The 19,794-nt window shown below is 72.1% G+C and carries 14 protein-coding genes and 1 pseudogene; 4 read left to right on the forward strand and 11 right to left on the reverse strand.

Annotated features, from left to right (window positions below; translation table 11 throughout):
• Nucleotides 1-26 precede the first annotated feature (26 nt).
• The 5 genes from ABD329_RS08650 to guaA all read right to left on the reverse strand — a co-directional run bounded on the left by ABD329_RS08650 (nucleotide 27) and on the right by guaA (nucleotide 5,262).
• The gene (locus ABD329_RS08650; protein WP_198279430.1) at nucleotides 27-557 is read right to left on the reverse strand and encodes a DoxX family membrane protein; all 531 of its coding nucleotides are present in this window, start codon (nucleotides 555-557) and stop codon (nucleotides 27-29) included.
• Nucleotides 558-695: 138 nt separating this feature from the next.
• The gene (locus tag ABD329_RS08655) at nucleotides 696-1,991 is read right to left on the reverse strand and encodes a hypothetical protein (RefSeq protein ID WP_198279429.1); all 1,296 of its coding nucleotides are present in this window, start codon (nucleotides 1,989-1,991) and stop codon (nucleotides 696-698) included.
• Nucleotides 1,992-2,096: 105 nt separating this feature from the next.
• Complete coding sequence (locus ABD329_RS08660) at nucleotides 2,097-2,894, reverse strand: class II aldolase/adducin family protein (RefSeq protein WP_198279426.1); 798 nt, start codon at nucleotides 2,892-2,894, stop codon at nucleotides 2,097-2,099.
• A gap of 75 nt (nucleotides 2,895-2,969) precedes the next feature.
• Nucleotides 2,970-3,560, reverse strand: a complete 591-nt coding sequence (locus ABD329_RS08665) for a Uma2 family endonuclease (RefSeq protein ID WP_198279425.1) — start codon at nucleotides 3,558-3,560, stop codon at nucleotides 2,970-2,972.
• Nucleotides 3,561-3,675: 115 nt separating this feature from the next.
• A complete protein-coding gene (gene guaA / locus ABD329_RS08670; protein WP_198279424.1) occupies nucleotides 3,676-5,262 on the reverse strand; it encodes a glutamine-hydrolyzing GMP synthase in 1,587 nt (528 codons plus the stop codon).
• A 305-nt stretch (nucleotides 5,263-5,567) separates the two neighbouring features.
• On the opposite strand from guaA, the gene ABD329_RS08675 reads away from it, so the two are divergent.
• Together ABD329_RS08675 and ABD329_RS08680 are read left to right on the forward strand one after the other, a co-directional pair.
• Nucleotides 5,568-5,837, forward strand: a complete 270-nt coding sequence (locus ABD329_RS08675; protein ID WP_020870573.1) for a chorismate mutase — start codon at nucleotides 5,568-5,570, stop codon at nucleotides 5,835-5,837.
• A gap of 747 nt (nucleotides 5,838-6,584) precedes the next feature.
• The gene (locus ABD329_RS08680; RefSeq protein WP_344316175.1) at nucleotides 6,585-7,607 is read left to right on the forward strand and encodes an LAETG motif-containing sortase-dependent surface protein; all 1,023 of its coding nucleotides are present in this window, start codon (nucleotides 6,585-6,587) and stop codon (nucleotides 7,605-7,607) included.
• 75 nt (nucleotides 7,608-7,682) lie between these two features.
• Here ABD329_RS08680 and ABD329_RS08685 read toward each other — a convergent pair whose 3' ends face one another.
• The 3 genes from ABD329_RS08685 to ABD329_RS08695 all read right to left on the reverse strand — a co-directional run bounded on the left by ABD329_RS08685 (nucleotide 7,683) and on the right by ABD329_RS08695 (nucleotide 12,796).
• Nucleotides 7,683-9,437 (reverse strand): GMC oxidoreductase, encoded by a 1,755-nt coding sequence (locus tag ABD329_RS08685; RefSeq protein ID WP_198280687.1) that lies wholly within the window; start codon nucleotides 9,435-9,437, stop codon nucleotides 7,683-7,685.
• A 145-nt stretch (nucleotides 9,438-9,582) separates the two neighbouring features.
• A complete protein-coding gene (locus ABD329_RS08690) occupies nucleotides 9,583-11,193 on the reverse strand; it encodes a succinic semialdehyde dehydrogenase (RefSeq protein ID WP_198280686.1) in 1,611 nt (536 codons plus the stop codon).
• Nucleotides 11,194-11,302: 109 nt separating this feature from the next.
• Nucleotides 11,303-12,796 (reverse strand): serine/threonine-protein kinase, encoded by a 1,494-nt coding sequence (locus tag ABD329_RS08695; protein WP_425574304.1) that lies wholly within the window; start codon nucleotides 12,794-12,796, stop codon nucleotides 11,303-11,305.
• Between the two features lie 77 nt (nucleotides 12,797-12,873).
• Between ABD329_RS08695 and ABD329_RS48185 the strand changes: the two are divergent.
• A pseudogene (locus tag ABD329_RS48185) lies at nucleotides 12,874-13,305 on the forward strand (hypothetical protein); the annotation flags it as partial.
• Here the strand turns inward: ABD329_RS48185 and ABD329_RS08700 are convergent.
• From ABD329_RS08700 to ABD329_RS08710, 3 genes are all read right to left on the reverse strand, one after another.
• Nucleotides 13,216-14,940 (reverse strand): serine/threonine-protein kinase, encoded by a 1,725-nt coding sequence (locus tag ABD329_RS08700; RefSeq protein WP_344316176.1) that lies wholly within the window; start codon nucleotides 14,938-14,940, stop codon nucleotides 13,216-13,218. The pseudogene ABD329_RS48185 and the gene ABD329_RS08700 sit on opposite strands and share 90 nt — an antisense overlap.
• Nucleotides 14,941-15,249: 309 nt before the next feature.
• The gene (locus ABD329_RS08705; RefSeq protein WP_198282052.1) at nucleotides 15,250-16,617 is read right to left on the reverse strand and encodes a M64 family metallopeptidase; all 1,368 of its coding nucleotides are present in this window, start codon (nucleotides 16,615-16,617) and stop codon (nucleotides 15,250-15,252) included.
• Between the two features lie 192 nt (nucleotides 16,618-16,809).
• Nucleotides 16,810-18,183 (reverse strand): alpha/beta fold hydrolase, encoded by a 1,374-nt coding sequence (locus tag ABD329_RS08710; protein WP_198282020.1) that lies wholly within the window; start codon nucleotides 18,181-18,183, stop codon nucleotides 16,810-16,812.
• A 67-nt stretch (nucleotides 18,184-18,250) separates the two neighbouring features.
• On the opposite strand from ABD329_RS08710, the gene ABD329_RS08715 reads away from it, so the two are divergent.
• A complete protein-coding gene (locus ABD329_RS08715; RefSeq protein WP_344316177.1) occupies nucleotides 18,251-19,708 on the forward strand; it encodes a helix-turn-helix domain-containing protein in 1,458 nt (485 codons plus the stop codon).
• Nucleotides 19,709-19,794 lie beyond the last annotated feature (86 nt).

A 19,794-nucleotide genomic window follows, 5' to 3' on the forward strand; every position in this document is an offset into this window, starting at 1 on the left:
GACGCGCCTCCCGTGAGAGCCGCGGGCTAGGTGAAGAGCTGCGAGCCCTGCCGGCGCCGGCGCCGGGAGATGGCGACGTCCAGGGAGAGATACGGCGCCCCGGCCAGCACCAGCGGCAGCCACGCCATCAGATAGGCCAGGTCGTTGCCGTAGTAGTACGGGTCCGACTGCCAGCTGACGGTGAGCCACAGGCTCAGCGAGATCAGCGCGCCGCCGAAGGCGGCCAGGCGGGAGAGGAGGCCCACCAGGACGCCGAGGCCGACGGCCAGTTCGCCGTAGGCCATGGCGTACCCGAAGGCGGTGGGGTCCTTGAGGGCCTGGTCGACCAGCCACGGCACGGCCGAGCTGTCCCGCACCTGGCGCATCAGCTCGCCGATCGAGCCCGAGCCCGAGTCGGACAGGAAGGCCGAGTCGGTGAGCTTGTCGATACCGGCGTAGACGAAGGTGACGCCGAGGAAGATCCGCAGCGGCAGCAGGGCGTAACGGCCCGCGGTGGCCCTGATCCCCACGGGCTGCTGCTGCCCGCCTATGCCGCTCACGCCACCCATCCCGCCCATACCGTGCACGCTCCCGCCGCTGCCCGCCGTACCCGAACCGGCCATACGATCCGCGTGTCTCATGCCGCCCGCCTCCCGTCACCCCGCCATTTGGTTGCGCGTTCGACGAAACCATACGGAGCGGCCGGCCGGAACGACTCAGTCCATAACATCGATGGGGTAGCGGTTGGTCTCCGCCCCCGAGGCCGTCACGACCTGCACATCCACCCGGCCGGGCTCCACGTCCACCGGGACCGGCACGGTGAGCGCGGTGTCCGTGGGGCTGCTGAAGCCCCCGGCCACCGGGACCAGCGGGACGTGGACGTGCACCGCGCCGATGCGGACCACCAGCTTGGCCAGCCGGTCCGGGTCCTGAGCGCCGGGCGGGACGAAGCCGCTACCGCGGATCTCGATGTCGTCGCCGGTGCGGATCGGGGCGTCCCGGTCGATGGCGCCCTCCTCGGGGAGGGCCCGTACGACGGACAGCACGGTCGGGCGGCCGCCCTCCGCGTACTTCCCGGTCAGGTACATCACCACCGACACCGCCGCCAGCAGCGCCAGGCCCCACGGCACATCGGGCAGCCGCCACGGCTCGCGGGCGAGGCGGACGGCGGTGAAGGCGAGGGCCACGGTGTGGACGACGATGTACTGCACATCGGCGAAGCTGCCGCGGCCCGCGTCGTCGGTCAGCAGATCGGCGGCGCGCGGACGTACGGCCCGCACCTTCTGGAGCCGCTGCGCCCGCACCCGGGCCGCCACGACGAGCCGTGCCAGCACCGCGGCCACACACGTCAACGCGGCGACCGTAAGGAGCCCGGCGGTGTGGTCGAGGGCGAGTCCGTCGGTCAGCCGCTGCCGGTCGCCCGGGGCCACCGCCAGCTCGACGCCGAGCACCAGCACCGCGAAGACCGCGATCAGCAGCCAGGCGGCGGCGACGGTACGGGAGGTGGAGAGCCGGTTGTCCTCGCCGACGAGCGGGGCGAGCGGGCCGCCGTCCGCGCGGTGCAGCCGGGCGGTGAGGGTCAGCAGCGCGGCGGTGGCCACGGCGGCGGTGAGCCCGGCCGTACGCGCGACCGACCAGCCCGCGCCGATCGCCGTGGCCAACTGGCCGATCAGCAGCGCCCCGGCCGCGCCCCACACCACGAACACCGTGCGCAGCCAGACCCGGTGGCGCCAGGCCGAGGTCTCGGCGCGGCCGCTGTCGGCGACCGAACGGGCCGCGTGGGCCAGCTCGTCCGAGACCCACTGCCGGGACGCCCCGGCCGAGTGGGCGAGAGCCTTGGGAAGGCCCTCTCCGGCCGCGAAACGCTCCCGCAGGGCCACGAACGTGGCCACGGCCCTCCGGTGGCCCTCACGGGCCCCCTGAGGACATTCACAGCCCTTGTGGCCGTGCGGGTGCCCATGGGGATGCTGTCCCTCTGCCGTCGTGGCGTTCTCCGCCTGCTCCACCGCCACGCGGGTCGCTCCGTCGTTCACTCGTTCCGTACGGGACCGTGGGTTCGCACGGCACCGCCCAACTGTCATGTGTTGAGAGGGGATTGTGCCGTACCGCGGCGGGTATCAGCTCAGCAGGTCCGGCTCATCGCGGGTGATCTGGAGATACAGAGGTTGATAGTTGATCCACGCCACAAGATCGTTTCCCAGCTGCTCACGCGTCCGCATCGCGTCGGCGTAGTCGATGGGGACCGGCGTGCCCGACGCCTTGGCGGTCAGCTGCACCTGGGCGGCCCGCTCCATCGTGATGAACCACCACGCGGCCGCGTCGACCGAGTCCCCGACCGTCAGCAGACCGCGATTGCGCAGGATGAGGGCCTTGCGGCCGCCGAGCGCCGCGGCGATCGCGCGCCCCTCGTCCTCGTCCACGACGACCCCCGTGGTGCCCCCGTAGACCGCGTGGTCCTCGAAGAAGGCGCAGACCTCCTGGGTGATCGGCTCCAGCGGCTCGCCGAGCGCGGCCAGCGCCCGGCCGTGCACCGAGCGGCTGTGCGCGACGGCCACGACGTCCGGCCGCGCCTGATGCACGGAAGAGTGAACGACGAAGGCCGCCTGGTTGACGTGGGCGCGCCCCTCGACCACCTGACCCGCCTGATTGACGAGGAGCAGATCGCTCACGGTGATGTGACCGAAGGGCATGCCGAACGGATTCACCCAGTAGCAGTCGGTGAACTCCGGGTCCCGCACGGTGATGTGGCCCGCGACCCCCTCCTCGTACCCGAACCGCCCGAACAGGCGCAGCGCCGCCGCCAGCCGCTCCTTGCGGTAGCGCCGCTCGTCGTGGTGGGAGGCGTGCTGCGGGGGCATGGTGAACCGCAGCTGGTCGGTCGGTATCGGGGTGGGGGTCTGCGGCTGGTTCGTCATCGGCAGCTCCGCTCCTCAGGTGTGCTGGAGCGGAAGCTACCTCTGGGTATCGCAGGAGGCCAGAGTCAGGGCCTGCTACAGGTGGTCGATCTCGGTGAGGTCGATGTCGATGGTGAAGGGGACCGAGAGCTTGAGCCGGTTGTGGTGGAAGCCGGTGGACCGGTAGACGTGCCTTTCTTCGTCAAGCTCGAAAACACGGACCACGGGGCGTGCGTCCGTGTTGGTCATCTCGACGCGCCAGAAGTGCGGGATACCCGCGTTGGCGTACTTGTGCGGCTTGGTGTCGTGGTCCCGGGCCTCGGACTCGGGAGAGACCACCTCGACGGCCAGGATCACATCGCCGACCTCGAAATAGGTCTGTTCACGGCTCCGCACGGCTTCGGCACGCACGACCGCGATGTCCGGTTCCGGGCCGTTGCGCTTGTCGATCACCACAGTCATCTCGCGTGCGATCCGCAGGTCAGGCCGCACAGTCTGGCGCAGCCCGCTCACCAGCAGATCAATCACGACGCTGTGGAAGTAGCGCTGCGGACTCACGAAAACCAGGCTCCCGTCGATCAATTCGGTATGCGGCGGGAGATCGGGCAGCGTCAGCAAATCGTCCACGGTGTAGCCATCCAGCGGCGGCATCGGCCACGAGGTGGTGTGCGGCGGCTCAGCGGTCATGGTTTCTCCCATGGACGGGATTCTCGGCCGTAGGGCCAGCGTACCGAGCACGAACGCCGCTGCCGCCGCCCAAACGAATGAGCGACGGCAGCGGCGTTTGACGATCAGATGAAGATCATTCCCACTCGATGGTGCCGGGCGGCTTGCTGGTGATGTCCAGCACCACCCGGTTCACCTGGTCCACCTCGTTGGTGATGCGGGTCGAGATCCGCGACAGCACGTCGTACGGCAGCCGCGACCAGTCGGCCGTCATCGCGTCCTCCGAGGAGACCGGGCGCAGCACGATCGGGTGACCGTAGGTGCGGCCGTCGCCCTGGACGCCGACCGAGCGGACATCGGCGAGCAGGACCACCGGGCACTGCCAGATGTCGCGGTCAAGACCGGCGGCGGTCAGCTCCTCGCGGGCGATGGCGTCGGCCTCGCGCAGCAGGTCCAGGCGCTCCTTGTTGACCTCGCCGACGATCCGGATGCCCAGGCCGGGGCCCGGGAAGGGCTGGCGGTGGACGATCTCGTCCGGCAGGCCGAGCTCCTGGCCGACCATCCGCACCTCGTCCTTGAACAGCCGGCGCAACGGCTCGACCAGCTGGAACTCGATGTCGTCGGGCAGCCCGCCCACATTGTGGTGGGACTTGATGTTGGCGGTGCCGGTGCCGCCGCCGGACTCCACGACATCGGGGTAGAGGGTGCCCTGGACCAGGAACTCCACGTCCTCACCGGCCGCGCCCGCCTCGGCCACCAGCTCGGCCTGCGCCTGCTCGAAGACCCGGATGAACTCCCGGCCGATGATCTTCCGCTTCTCCTCGGGGTCGGAGACCCCGGCGAGCGCGGTAAGGAAGCGCTCCTCGGCCTCGACGACCTTCAGCTGCACGCCGGTGGCCGCCACGAAGTCCTTCTCGACCTGCTCGGACTCGCCCTTGCGCATCAGCCCGTGATCCACGTACACGCAGGTCAGCTGGTCGCCGATGGCCTTCTGCACGAGGGCGGCAGCCACGGCGGAGTCCACTCCGCCGGACAGCCCGCAGATCGCGCGCTTGGTGCCGACCTGCTCCCGGATCGCGGCCACGGACTCCTCGACCACATTGGTGGTGGTCCAGGTGGGCTCCAGGCCGGCGCCCCGGTAGAGGAAGTGCTCCAGCACCTGCTGGCCGTGGGTGGAGTGCATCACCTCGGGGTGATGCTGCACGCCGTACAGCCTGCGCTCATCGCATTCGAAGGCCGCGACCGGCACCACATCGGTGGACGCGGTGACGGTGAAGCCCTCGGGCGCCTCGGAGCAGGCGTCGCCGTGCGACATCCACACCTGCTGCTCCTCGGGGGTGCCCGCGAAGAGCGTCGAGCCCTGCTTGGTGACGGTGAGCGCCGTACGGCCGTACTCCCGCGCCCCGGTGTTGTCCACCGTGCCGCCGAGCGCCGTGGCCATCAGCTGGAAGCCGTAGCACATGCCGAAGACCGGGACGCCCGCCTCGAAGATCGCGCGGTCGAGCGTGGGCGCGCCCTCGGCGTAGACCGACGAGGGGCCGCCGGAGAGGATGATCGCCTTGGGGTTCTTGGCGAGCATCTCGGCCACCGGCATGGTGGACGGAACGATCTCGCTGTAGACCCGGGCCTCACGGACCCTGCGGGCGATGAGCTGGGCGTACTGCGCGCCGAAGTCGACGACCAGGACGGTGTCGGGGGCGGCAGCAGGGGACGCTGATGGCACTTCGGCGGCCTTCCGGCGGTGGTGGCGTGCGGTGGAACGGGCTGCGGCGGGGCCACGGCTTCGGGGCGGGACCGCAGGTTTGGACTTTCGATTCTAACGGGCCCATAATCGACGCCATGTCCACGCGCATGACCTTCGTCTTTACCTATGGCACCGGCCCGTCCGGCTGCCATGGTCGTGCTGCGTAAACACTGACAGCGACTTCCCAGGCGCCCCGGGCCGGCAAAGGCCCGGGGCGTGTCGTCGTTTCTTCCGGGTCTGGGCCGGACTCCAGGGCTCCGCCACACGGACCAGGAGACACGGATATGAGCAGCAGCGTTTCGGCCACAGAGGCCGCCCATGTGATCGGGACCGCGCGGGAGCGGATCGACGCCCTCGACGGGCAGATCCTCGATCTCGTCCGGGAGCGGATGGCGGTCTCGGCCACCGTCCAGGAGGCGCGGATCGCGGCGGGCGGGCGGCGGGTGCACCTCTCCCGCGAGATGGAGATCCTCGACCGCTACCGGCAGCGGCTGGGCAAGCCCGGCACGACGCTCGCCATGACGCTGCTGGAGCTGTGCCGGGGCCGGGTCTGACCCTCCGCCCTCGCGGCCACGACAGCGGACGCGGACGGCGGACGCGGACGGCGGACAGGCGAAGGGCCCCGGGAGCGCCCGAGCGGGGCGGGCGCCCCCGGGGCCCTAGGCGGTCAGCACCGGCGTCAGGGCAGCGCCGGTGCTGAGAGGCGGCGCCGGGGGGTTGCGCCGCTGGCTTATGGGGCCCGTATGTCAGGGGTGTCTGAACGGCGTACGCCCGCGTGGTCGGACCAATGTCGGGGTGTGACCGGGGGCGTTTTCCCTCTCAGCATCGTGGTGGATGCGGAGCGCCGGGCGCAACCGTTTCGACCGGATGCGGTCGGCCCCGGGCGTCCCCGGGGCCGACCGTCCTTAGGTGGTGACCGGGCTGCTGTCCCCTGCCGACCGGTCACCTCGCCGAAGCGAGGTCCCACGACGGGCCGCCTGAATCACCACAGGGGCCGCGTCTCATCGCTGCGGCGGATCTGAGCCACGCGTGAATTTTTCCGGACCGCTCCTGGCTGGCGCGGCACCGGGCACAACGAGCCCCCGCGCGGACCGGTCACGCGCCGTACGGGTGATGACGTGCGAGGCAGGGCGCCCATAGCGGATTCTGTGACCATTCTGTGAGCAACTGTGAAGGCAACCTTTCGGCCATCCGCCTGGTCATGTACGTGCAAACGCACGGCCATCCCGCGCCCCACCGCGACGGCCTTCCACACGCGTATCGCCCGCCATGGCGATGCGTACGGACCCAGAGAGGTCTTCATGAAGCTTCGCCGCGCCCTGACGGCCGCCGCAGCGACGGCCGCCATAGCCCCCGCCGCGCTTCTCGCGGCCCCCGCTGCCTTCGCGGACACGACGCCGGGCGAGAGCCCGTCGCCGTCCGCCTCCGAGACCGTGACGCAGTCCCCCGAGGACCCGGCGCCGTCGCAGACCCCGACCGACGAGGCCACGCCGACCACCCCGGCGCCGTCCACGAGCGCCACCCAGGCTCCGACCCCCGGCGACCCCTCCGGCACCCCCTCGGGCACCCCGACCGAGACCGCCACCCCGACGCCGACGCCGACCCCGACCTCCACCGAGGAGCCGGGCGACGGCGAGTGCGCGGACGACGGGGACTACAACGAGGACCCGGAGCTCAGCACGACCCTGGTCGGCCTGCCGTCGAAGGTCGTGGCGGGCAGCGGTTTCCACGGCTTCACGTTCCAGGTGAAGAACGAATCGGACCGCAGCTACCAGCGGGTCGACTTCGGGCTCTTCGCGGGCACCGTGCACGAGTCCGCCCCCGACGGGACGGGCAAGTACCTGACGTTGCAGTACAAGGACCCCTCGTCCGGCGCCTGGAAGGCGATCTCCACCGACGAGAGCGACCCGGGCTCCGGCTACATCGGCTACACCGATGTGCGCCCCCACGAGACCCTTACGGTCGACCTCCGGCTGAGCGTCGCCAAGAGCGCGCCCGAGGGCTTCGGTTACGCCATCAGCGTCGGCGTGTACGCGGACGACGAGGGCAACTGCGTCTACTCGACCGGTGAGTACTACGAGTTCGACGTGTTGAAGGCGGGTTCGAAGCCGGGTCATGTGCCCCCGGCCGACCCGAAGCCGCAGGGTGGCAAGAAGCCGCTGCCGCACAAGCCCGAGGGCGACACGGAGATCAGCCCGAAGGGCAGCCTGGCCGAAACGGGTTCCTCCTCCGCGCTGCCGATGATCGCCGTGATCGGCGGTGTGGCGATGGCCGCGGGCGGAGGCGCGGTCTTCGTGGTCCGCCGCCGTCGCGCCACGGTCTGACGGTCCTCGCGACGGTTCCGCGGGGCGCCGTACGGGCTGGTCTCCGGCCCGTACGGCGCTCAGGCGCCCCGGCACTCAGGCGCGCGGCGGGACCTTCGGCACCGGCAGCAGCGGGAGCCTCAACGCCCCGAAGGCGTCCGCCGGTACGGCGGGGCTGCGCGGCGGGACGGGCCGCAGGCGCTCGTACGGCGCCTCCGGGGCCGGGCGCGGGTCGGACTCGCCCTTGTTGGGCCACAGGGACATCGCCCGCTCGGCCTGGGCCGTGATGGTCAGGGACGGATTGACGCCCAGGTTGGCCGAGACCGCGGCGCCGTCGACCACATGGATGCCCGGATGCCCGTAGAGCCGGTGGTACGGGTCGATGACGCCCTCCTCCGGGGACGCCCCGATCGGGCAGCCGCCGAGGAAGTGGGCGGTCAGCGGGGTGCCCATGAGCTCGCCGACGTTGCTGCCCGCGAAGCCGTTGATCGAGTCGGCGATGTGGCGGGCGGCCTCGGCGCCTTCGGGGATGTGGTCGGGGTTGGGCTCGCCGTGGCCCTGGCGGGCGGTGAGCAGCCCCTTCCCCGGCCCCTTCGGCTTGCGGTAGGTGGTCAGCGAGTTGTCGTGCGTCTGCATGACCAGGCCGATGATGGTCCGCTCCGACCAGCGGCGGTTGGACAGCGATCGCACGGCCAGGGTGGGGTGCCGGAGGTTGGCGCCCAGGAAGCGCAGCCAGCGCGGAACACGGCCGCCGTGCGGGATCTGGAGAATGGAGAGCATCCCCATCGCGTTGGAGCCCTTGCCGTAGCGCACGGGCTCGATGTGGGTGTTCTCGTCCGGGTGGATGGACGAGGTGATCGCGACGCCCCGGGTGAAGTCCGCCCGCCCCTCCCCGCCCCGCGCGCGGCGGTAGCGGCGGTCGGTGGTCTGCGCGCCCACCAGGGCCTCCGAGTTGGTGCGGGTGAGGATGCCGAGCCGCTCCGAGACGCGCGGCAGCAGCCCCTTGTCCCGCATCGTGTGCAGCAGCGTCTGGGTGCCGTACGTACCGGCGGCGAGGACGACGTACCGGGAGCGCAGCGCCTTCGGCTTGCCCTTACGGCGGTTGTCGGTCGGGACGGTGGTGACCGTATAGCCGCCGTGCGGGTCGTCGCACAGGGCGACGACGGTCGTCATCGGGTGGACCACGGCTCCGGCCCGCTCGGCGAGGTGGAGATAGTTCTCGTTGAGGGTGTTCTTGGCGCCGTGGCGGCAGCCGGTCATGCACTCACCGCACTCCGTGCACGCCTTACGGGTCGGGCCCGCGCCGCCGAAGTACGGATCGGGAACGGCCCCGCCCGGCACGGCCTTCGTGGTGCCGTCGGCGTCGTGGCCGTCCCCGAAGAAGACGCCCACGGGCGCCATATGGAAGGTGTCGCCCACGCCCATCTTCTCGGCGGCCGCCTTGAGGTGGACATCGGACGGGGTGAGGGTGTGGTTGAGACGCGCCCCGAGCATCCGCCGCGCCTGGTCGTAGTACGGGCTCAGCTCCTCCTGCCAGTCGGTGATGTGCCCCCACTGGCGGTCCCGGAAGAACGGCTCGGGCGGTACGTAGAGGGTGTTGGCGTAGTTCAGCGAGCCGCCGCCGACCCCGGCCCCCGCCAGCACCATGACCTTGCCCAGCACATGGATGCGCTGGATGCCGAAGCAGCCGAGGGCCGGGGCCCAGAGGTAGTTGCGGAAGTCCCAGGAGCTCTTGGGCAGGGTTTCGGGGGTGAATCGACGGCCCGCCTCGAGGACGCCGACCCGATAGCCCTTCTCGGTCAGTCGCAGGGCCGATACCGATCCGCCGAATCCCGAGCCGATCACGATCACGTCGTAGTCGAAGTCACCGTCGTCGGGACGGGTGTCGGCATGGACCTCGAGACCGTCGGCGAAGTCCTCGTCGTGGCCGCGCTCTTGTGCCCGCTTTTGGGCAGACTTCTCCCCTGACACTGGTACCTCCATTGAAATGTGCTGGTCAGCGCAGGCGCAGTGCCTTGAGCGCGCGCAGGCTGCGGGTCATGAAGTCCGCGTATTTCTCGTCCGTCATCCCGAATGCCGGGCCGAGCGGCATCAGCCGCTGCTGGGCGACCGTCTGCGATTCGGTGAACCTGAGGATGCCTTCGGAGCCATGGCGGCGGCCGAGTCCGGAGTCGCCCATGCCGCCCATGGGCGACGCGACGCTGCCGAAGGCGGCGGCGTAGCTCTCATTGAGGTTGACGGTGCCCGCGCGGAGCCGACCGGCGATCGCGCGGCCGCGCCGGGCGTCCTTGGTCCAGACGCTGGCGTTCAGACCGTAGGACGTCGCGTTGGCGCGCTCGATGGCCTCGCCCTCGTCGCGGAAGCGGTAGACGGAGACGACCGGGCCGAAGGTCTCCTCGGTGCAGACGGCCATCGGGGACTCCACGCCGTCCAGGATCGTCGGCTCGTAGAAGTACGGGCCGATGTCGGGGCGGGCGCGGCCGCCGGCGAGCACCGTGGCGCCCTTGGAGACGGCCTCGTCCACATGGCGGGTGACGGTTTCCAGCTGGCGCTCCGAGACGAGCGAGCCCATCTCCGCCCCGTACGCCAGGGCGGTGCCGAGCCGCATGGCCTTCGTACGGGCCGCGAAGCGCTCCAGGAAGTCGTCCGCGATGGACTCGTGGACGTACAGCCGCTCCATGGAGATGCACAGCTGCCCGGCGGAGGCGAAGCTGCCGCGCACCGCGCCGTCCACCGCGCGGGCGAGGTCGGCGTCGCGCAGCACCAGCATGGCGTTCTTACCGCCGAGTTCGAGGGAGCAGCCCACCAGGCGGGCGGCGGCGGCCTGGGCCACCTCGCGGCCGGTGCGGGTGGAGCCGGTGAACGCGACATAGTCGGCGCGCTCGACCACTGCGGGGCCCACCACCGGGCCGTCCCCGATCACGACCTGCCACACCCCGGCCGGAAGTCCGGCCTCCACCATGAGCTCACGCGCCCACAGGGCGGACAGCGCGGTCTCGGTGTCGGGCTTCATCACCACGGCGTTGCCCGCCACGAAGGCGGGGATCGCATCGCCCACGGAGAGCTGGAGGGGGTAGTTCCAGGGCGCTATGAGGCCCACGACCCCGCGCGGCTGGCGCAGTTCGGTGACCTTGGTGAGGGTGGGCACCGCGCCCAGATGCCCCTTGGGGCGCAGATACGCGACCGCCTTACGGCCGTAATGGCGGGCCACGATGGCCACGCCCTGGATCTCCTCCTGGGCGTGCAGCCGGGTCTTGCCGGTCTCCAGCTGGATCAGGTCCAGGATCTCCGGCTGGCGGCGCAGCAGCAGATCGTGGAAGCGGAGGAGGACGGCGGCGCGCCGGCGGACGGGGGTCGCGGCCCAGGCCCGCTGGGCGGCGCGGGCGTTCTCAAAAGCGGTGGCGACGTCCTCGGGGGTGGACTCGGGCAGGGCGGCGGCGAGGACTTCCCCGGTGAACGGGGTGTGGCTGACGGTGGTGCCGCTGCCGCCGACACCCCGGGTGAGCCGGGTGATCAGCTCGGGGGTGACGACGTCGGCGGCGGTGCGGGTGCCTTCGGGGGCGACCGGGTTGCCGGCGCCGCCCTGCGTGATGTGCGAGTCCGTCATGGGGGCGAGAGTAGGCCCGCCCGGCGGCTTTGGGTACCCGGCGGTAACAACTTTCGCCCCTGACCCCGGGCGGACCCGCCCAACTCCCGCGGGGCTCGTCGATGCTCCCTCAGAGCTGGTCGATCTTCAGATTCCGCACGATCCGCTCGTAGAGCTCCTCGCCGTCCCTCTGTGCGTCACCGTTGGCGGGCATGGAGACCGTCAGATCCCAGACGACCTTGGCCTTGTTGACATAGAGGTGATCGCGCTTCACATACCGGATGGGGTTCTTGTTGCTGCTGGTGCCGTACGGGAGATAGGAGGTGGTGACGTCCCGCGCCTCCTTCCCCTGCTGCTTCGACCCGGCCTTCTCGCTCCTGGCCTCCTCGACCGTCGCCCCGCCGCCGTCCTTGTAGAAGGCGACGATCTGGTCCGCCGCCGCGTCGAGGTTCGCGGGGTCGTTCTCGCCGTCGGGGGTGGACCGCCGCAGGGAGACGCTGAAGACACCGCTGGGGTCGTAGTACGTGACCAGCGGGTTGTCCGAGTCGCTGTCGTCCTGGACCCGCCGGTACTCGCCGGGCACGGCCAGGGACGCGCCCACGACATCGCGCTCCTCCCGGACCGTCCAGCCCGGCGGCAGCCCCTCATCGGAGAACGGCTTCATGATCGTGAGCACCAGGGCGGCCGCGACCACCAGCACCAGACCGCCAAGACCGAGTTGCGCCTTACGGTTCTTGTGCAGGATCGGCGGCACGAAGCGGCTGCCCGCCGACTGCCCGCCGCCCGGCGGGTATCCGGCCGTCGTGAGCATGGTGGGCACCGACCGCGGCTCCCGCGCCGCCGCCTCCAGCGCCTGCCGCACCTCCGGCGCCGCCGGGCGCATCGCCGGGTCCTTGCGCAGCAGTTGCATGATCAGCGTGGCGAGCGGACCGGTGGCCCGCGCGGGGACCTGCGGTTCGGAGCCGAGCACGGCCTGGAGGGTCGCGGGGGCGTGGGAGCGCCGGAACGGGGACATGCCCTCGACGGCCGCGTACAGCACGACGCCGAGCGACCACAGGTCGGACTCCGGCCCCGGCCGCTGGCCCAGCACCCGCTCGGGCGCGATGAACTCGGGCGAGCCGACGAAGCCGCCCGTCTCGGTCAGCCGCTGCTCGCCCTCGATCTGCGCGATGCCGAAGTCGGTGAGCACCACCCGGTCACTCCGGCCGAGCAGCACGTTGTCCGGCTTCACATCGCGGTGCAGCACACCCGCCTCATGGGCCGCCGCCAGCGCGCCGAGCACGGCGAGGCCGATCCGGGCCGCCTCGCGCGGATCCAGCGTGCCCTCCATCAGCCGGTCGCCCAGCGACTGGCCGCGCACCAGCTCCATCACGATCCAGGGGCGGCCGTTCTCGACCACCACGTCGTGGACGGTGACGACGGAGGGGTGGTCGATCCGGGCCGCGGCGCGCGCCTCGCGCTCCATCCGCTGATAGACGGTCCGCCGCTCGCGCTCGGGCAGATGGTCGGGGACGCGCGGCTCCTTGACCGCGACATCGCGGTCCACGATCTGGTCGTGCGCCCGCCAGACGGTGCCCATACCGCCGTGGCCGAGGCGGGAGACGAGCTGATAGCGGCCGCCGATGAGCCGCCCACTGCTCGGGTCCTGCGCGGCGGGCCGGTCTTCGGCGGACGTCCCTTCGGCGGGCGTCCCTTCGGCGGGCCGGTCTTCGGCGGACGTCCCTTCGGCGGGCGTCCCTTCGGCGGGCCGCTGTCCGGTGGGCGGCTGGGCGCCGCCGCGCGGATCGGCGAATCGCGTCGGCTCGTACGCGCCCCGCGACGGCCCCGCCGCCCCGGCCTCGGGCGCCTCGGGTGCCCCGGGGCCCTCGGGTGGCGGCTGCGGCGCCGGCACCGGGGCGGCCGGAGCGTGCGGTGGCCGCAGGCTGTAGCTGGTGGGCTCGTTCGCCCGTCCCCCGTCGTTCGTCATGCGCCCATCATTACTCGGTCGGTAGCACCGCTGTGGAGACGCCGTGGGCGCTCGTGACAAAGCCGTTGCGACGTCGCTCAGTTCTCCGCGCCGGTGCGCGAGAACGTGGCGGCGGCGGTGTCGAAATGCCGCTTGCCCAGGGATTTCTCACCGACCGGGGCGGATAGCCACAGGTCGTACATTTTGCCGTCTTCGTTCCAGCTCAGGTCGTATGTCTGCCGTGAGCCGCCGTCGTCGGCCGAGCCGTTCCAGATGAACGCCCACAGGGCGGCGGGGCGGCCGTCGTGCTCCGTCTCGATGACCTGGCCGCTGCGGTAGCCCGGATAGTCCCGCGGGCCCTTGGCGTCCGCCTTACGGCTGAGCCCGAGCGGGCCCTCGGGGCTCTGCTCCTGGACGTGGATCCCGATCCGGAACTCCATACCGGGCGAGTTGTAGTAGACCCGGGGCGCCTTGTACTCGCGGGCGAACCCCTCGGGCACGGCGAGCGAGAAGCCGACCGGGTCCTTGACCAGCTCATAGCCGTCGGGGAGCCGGGGCGAGGGGCTCGCCGTGGCCTCGGAGTCCTTCACGGGCCGCTGCGGCGCCTTCTCGGGGGCGCCCGGGCTCCGCGAACTCTCCTTGTCGGCACTCTGGCTCGTACGCCCGCCGAGCGCCGTGTCGCCGTCACCGCCCCCGTCGTCCAGCAGCGCCACGACGCCCGCGGCCACGCCGGCGAGCGCGACCACCGCGGCGGCCGCCATAAGGACGGCACGGCGGCGCCCGCCACGGCCGGAACGGGACCGGGCGGCGGGGGCGGCGGAAGCGGCCGCGGGTACGGAGGCGGCCGGGGGCGCCGAAGCGGGGAACGGCGCGGGGGAGGACACCGGAGACACCGGGGGCGGCACGGGTACGGACGCCGATGAACCGCGGCCGTCCGGCCCGAACGGCACGCTGGGCTGGGTCGGGGTGTACTCCAGCGGGATCTCCGGGGTGTCGCCCACCTCCTGGGCCATCACCAGCATCCGCTCGACCTCGTCGGCGCCCAGCCGCTCCTCCGGAGCCCGCCGCAACAGCCCCTCGATGACCGGCTTCAGGGGGCCCGCCGCCTCCGGCACGGGGATCTCGTCGAAGACGACGGCGTGCAGCACCCCGGCCAGCGACTCGCGGTGGAACGGGGATTCACCGCCCACCAGCGTGCAGAGCAGCACGCCCAGCGACCACAGGTCCGACTCCGGCCCGGTGCGCCGCCCCGACATCCGCTCCGGCGCGGTGTATTCGGGCGAGCCCACGAACGAGCCGGTCTCGGTGATCGTGGTGGACCCGGTGACCTGCGCGATCCCGAAGTCCGTCAGCACGACCCGGCCGGTGCCCGACTCCACGAGCACATTGGCGGGCTTGATGTCACGGTGCAGCACCCCGCGCGCGTGCGCGGCGCGCAACGCGCCCAGCAGCGCGGTCGCGATCCGCCCCGCCTCACGCGCCCCGACGGGGCCGTCCGCGCCCAGCCGGTCGGCGAGCGAGAGCCCGTCGACCAGCTCCATGACGATCCAGGCGCAGTCGTCCTCCTCGATCACATCGTGGAGGACGATCACGTTCGGGTGCTTGATCTGTGCGACGGTCCGGGCCTCGCGCAGGGTGCGCTCGCCGCGCAACTGCGAGTCGAAGGCGGTGAGCCCCTCGTCCACATGGAGTTCCTTGACCGCGACATCGCGGCCCAGCAACTCGTCGACGGCCCGCCAGACCGTGCCCATTCCGCCGCGTCCGAGCCGCGTGGCCAACCGGTAGCGGTTGGCGATCAGACGGCCTTCTCCCCCGGTACCCATGGGCTCATCTTGCCTCACCCCACGGAGGCCCTCGAACACCGGACCACCGACCCGCCCCCACGGGCGATTGAGCCCGGGCGCGCCATACGGAAGTCTGGGACCCGCCGATGTTAGGGGGGCGGACCGCGGCCGCCCCTCATCGGGCACCTTCGCGCTTCCGGCCCCTGAGGTCTTCCGGCAGGGGGCACCTCCCAGCGGTAGCTGTGGGGAGACTAAGGCGCCCCGGAGGCGAACCGAGCCTCAAAAAAGGGGAGTGGGCCGCCCCGCAGCGGGGGTCCACGGGGCGGCCAGTCAGGGGGAACGGGAAGGTCAGCCAGTGACCTTCCACGTCCGGGAGTCGGTCAGCAGCTTGCGCAGGGCCGGGTCCTTCACCGCGCTCGTGCCGTCCGCCGCCTTCGCGGTGACCTTGTGGGTCGTACCGTCGCTCGGGACGCCCAGCTCCGCCGGGGTGACGCTCGTCTTACCGTTCGCGGCGGTGACCTCCGCCCCGTCCACGTACCACTTCAGCGACGCGCCCTTGGGCACGTCGACCTCGATGCCCGCCGACCGCTTTACGGCCTTCGCGGTGGCCGTACGGCTGCTGAGCGCGCTGGCGTGGCGGTAGAAGCCCGCGATCATCGCCTCGCGGCCGGGGAGGTTGAACTCCCGCCCCAGGGTGCGCATGATCGAGTTGTCGGTGGGGCGGTTGATGCCCTTGGGGTAGTAGCGGCCGCCTTCGTAGGCGCCGACCGTGCCGCCGTCGGGCGAGGTCTGGCCGATCCAGCGGTACCACTTCTTCTGCTGCGCGGTCAGCTGCGCCGCGCTCAGCTTCGTGGCGTTGGACTCGTCGGGCTCGGCGCCCGTGTAGGTGCCGTACTCCGGGTAGAAGTACTCGTCGGCCAGCTTGCCGAGCGAGTGGCCGGTCTCGTGGACCGCGATCTGGTCGGAGTCGGCGTGGTCGGAGGCGGCGGTGGCGATGCCGTCATAGCCGACCTGCGAGGTGAGGGTGTAGCCCGCGCCGCCGTACTTGGTGGAGTTGGACAGCACGACCACCAGATCGGCCTGCGGCGCCTTGGCCGCGTAGGACTCGACCTTGGCGGTGTCCACGCACAGCAGCCGCTCGATGTCGTCGCACCAGAAGTACGAGCCGAGGGCGGTGTCCTTGACGACGTCCCTGGACGGGTCGCCGGAGACGCCGGACTGGTTGGAGACGGCGTCCACGGTCCAGACGTTGAAGAGGTCCTTGTACGAGGCGTAGGGCTGCACGGCGGACATCTGCTCCCACTTGGAGCGCGCGTCGGCGTGGAAGTCCTCCTGCTGGCCGGCCGTGTAGCCGTCGCCGATGAAGACGACGTCCAGCTTGTCGGCCGTGGTGCCGTTGTCGACGACCGAGCCGACCTGGCCGTCGGCGGCGGCTTCCTTGGCGGACAGGGAGCGGGCGGCGCGGGCCAGCCGCTCGGGAGTGGCCGCCGGGACCTCGGTGTGGCGGGGGTGGCCGCCCGGGCCGGTGAAGTACTCCACGTCCAGGGCGCGCTGGGACGAGGCGGCGTCGGCGGCGGCGGACGAGCCGGACGCTCCCGGCGACGCCGTGGCCGGGGCGGTCATGGCCGCGGCCGCCGCCAGGGCGATGCCTCCGGCGACGGCCGCGGTGCGCAGGGGAATGCGGCTGCGTATGCGGCTCCGTATCCGTCTGCGCACGGTGACTCCCGAAGTCTTCGCGATAAGCGGCCAGTTAAGCAGGATTAATTCGCCGCTCAACCTAAGGGCTCCGGGTGGCGGGGGCAATGGGAATTAGGGAAGTGGCTAGGAAATCGGGCATCGCACAACCATGCGCCGCGCTGCTCGCTCAGCCCCTCCCCGTCCCCCGGTCACCCCCTCCCGACCTGCCGCTCAGCCCCTCCCCGCGCAGTCCCTCCCGTCACGCGCCAGCCGCAGCAACCGGTCCAGCACCCGGCGGCCCCCGGCCCGGATCCCGTCGTGCTCGAACTCGTCCGTCACCCAGGTGCGCAGGCCCCGGATCGCCCGCGCGGTGGCCAGGGAGTGCCCCGTGTCCACGTACAGGTCGTCGTGGTAGATCACGGCGGCCACCGGCACGGTGTTACGGGCCAGCCGCTCGGTGTCGTACAGCGGGCCCCAGCCGGTGCGCGCGGCGAGCAGCTCGGCGGTGCGGGCGAGCGGGCGCAGCGCCGCGTGGGTGTCGAGCATCCAGGGGTGCACCGTCTCGCCCGTAAGGAGCACAGGACGGTCCTCCGCGACCGCCTTACCGGCGTCGAACGCGGGGAATTCGGCGCGGATCCGCTCCGCGGCCCAGTCGGTGGCCCGGCCGTCCTGGGCGTAGGTCGGCTCCAGCAGGAGGCTGTAGAGCGGGGTGGCGGCGCGGGAGAGGACGGCCGCCGTCTGCTCGCGGAAGGCGTCGCTCAGCCGCGGCCCGTCGGCGGTGGGCACGAACGCGTCCTCCAGCAGGTAGTGCAGCCGGTGCGAGCCGTCGCCGGTGCCGAGCAGGAAGCCCAGCTGCTGGAGGGCGGGGACGGTGAGCCGGGTCCCGTCCGTCAGGACCTCCTCGTGGTCGGCCAGATGCCGCACCAGGGCCCGGACGGCGTCCGCGTCCCGCGGATAGCGGGCGTAGTGGGCGAGGGTCTTGCGCTCCATCCGCGGATAGGCGGTCCGGTAGACGGCGTCCGTGTCGGTGCCGGGGTCGATCGCGGGCAGTCCGCCGGCGATCAGGGCCGCGTCCAGCCCCTCGGGCGCGTGGGACAGGTAGGTCACCGCGCAGAAGCCGCCGAAGCTCTGGCCGAGCACGGTCCACGGGCGGTCCCCCATGAGCCGGCGCCTGATCAGCTCGCAGTCGCGGACGATCGCGTCGGCGCGGAAGTGGGAGAGGTACTCGGCCTGTTCCCCGGGTCCGCCGCGCAGCGGCAGCGTCTGGCGGTTGGCCGGGGTGGAGCGGCCGGTGCCGCGCTGGTCGAGCAGGAGCACGCGGTATTCGTCCAGCGCGCGGTCCAGCCAGCCGGAGCGGCCCACCGGGCGGTCCGCACCGCAGCCGGGCCCGCCCTGGAGGTAGAGCAGCCAGGGGAGCCGCTCGCGCTCGGCGGCGGATTTGCCCGCGGCGACGACCTCTCGTGCGTAAAGCCGGATCAGCTCGCCCTCGGGAGCCTTATGGTCGAGCGGTACGTCGAAGTGATAGTCGGCGAGGAGCAGTTCCGGCTGACGGACGGTCGTCACGGCGCCCGGCCCGGCCGGTACCGCTGTGCTTGCCTGCTGCATCCTTCAATCCTCACGTTAAATGGACTTAGCCCGGCGATTAAGTTACCGCCGGGGAGAAGAGGGCACGGTGGCCGACAGAAGCGCCGGTGACGGGCGGACGGCGGGAACGGTGACGGGGGCGGCCGGGGCGGAGTCGACCGCCGAGATAGGGCGCCGGGTGCTCAGACTGCGCACCGAACGCGGCTTCACCCAGCGGCAGCTGGCCGAGCCCGCGTACACCGCCGCCTATGTCTCCACCCTCGAGGCCGGGAAGGTGCGCCCATCCGAGGCCGCGCTGCGTCATCTCGCGGACCGGCTCGGCGTCAGCTACGAGGAGCTGACCACCGGCCGCTCACCCCGTGACGCCACCCGGCTGCGGGCCGCCGTCACCGACGCCCGGCGGGCGCTGGCGACGGGCGCCGCCGAGGACGCCGCCGGGCTCTTCGCGGAGGTGCGCGACGAGGCGGAGCGGCTCGGGTTCGCCGAGGAGCGCTCGGCGGCGCTGCTGGGGCTCGGCGACTGCGCGCTGGAGACCGGTGACCTCACCGTCGCCCGGGACCACTTCGAGGCCGTGGAGCGGCTGCTCGCCGGGGAACCGCTGCCCCGCCGGATCCCGGCGATCCGCGGCCGGGCCGTGGCCCATCTCCTCGCGGGCGAACTGCGCTACTCCTGCTATCTGCTGGAGAGCTCCATCGACGAGCTCAACGCCTCGGGGCTGCACGACCCGTACGCGCTGCTGCTGCTCTATACGGCGGCCATCGCGCCCTATATGGACATGGGGGCGCACGCCCGTGCCGTACGCGCCGCCGAGTTGGCGCTCGCGCTGGCGCCGAGCGTGGACGACCCGGGGCTCATCGCCCGGATGCACCGCGGGGTGGCCCGCACCCTGATCGCCGAGGGGCGCACGGCCGAGGCCGACGCCTCCCTGGCCAAGGCGCAGGAGCTGTACGAGCAGCTGCGCATCCACACCGACCTGGCGCACTGCCACTGGATGCGCGGCTATGTGCACGCCCAGGACGGCAATCTGGAGCGCGCCGAGCGTGAACTGCGCACCGCCCGGGACATGCTGGCCTCCAAGCGGGCCGCGCTGTTCACCGTGCAGGTCGAGGTCGAGCTGGCGGATGTGCTGCGCCGGCGCGGCCGTACCGCGGAGGCGGAGGCCCTGCTGCTGCCGCTGCTGGCGCGCACCCCCGCCGCGGGGGCCGCGAGCGCCCCCGCGGGGCTGGACGCGGCACCGGGCGAGGCCGGGCTGACCGCCGACCGCGGCGCGGTCCACGCGGGCGGCGCCCACCGGCTGATGGGCGTGATCGCGGACGAACGGGGCGACGCCGAGGCCGCCGATGAGCACTACTGCGCGGCGCTGTCCCTGCTCGAACGCACCGGCGCCGCCGGTGATCTGGCCGACCTCTGCCGGCTGCTGGGCGATCTGCTCCGCCGGGAGGGCCGCCTGGAGGCCGCGATGGACGCCTACCGCACCGGGCTCGGCCACCGCGCCGCGCCCGGCACCACCACCCTGGGCCCGGCCCCCGCCGAGCCCCCCATGTGAGGCGTCCATCGGCCCCTCCCCGCCCCCACCGACCGCCCGCCCGGCCCCTCCCCGTAGCTTCTCGGGGGCCGGCCGGCGCCTGGGGC

The organism is Streptomyces javensis, from assembly GCF_039525925.1.
In the GTDB taxonomy this organism is placed as follows: Bacteria; Actinomycetota; Actinomycetes; order Streptomycetales; family Streptomycetaceae; genus Streptomyces; species Streptomyces asiaticus.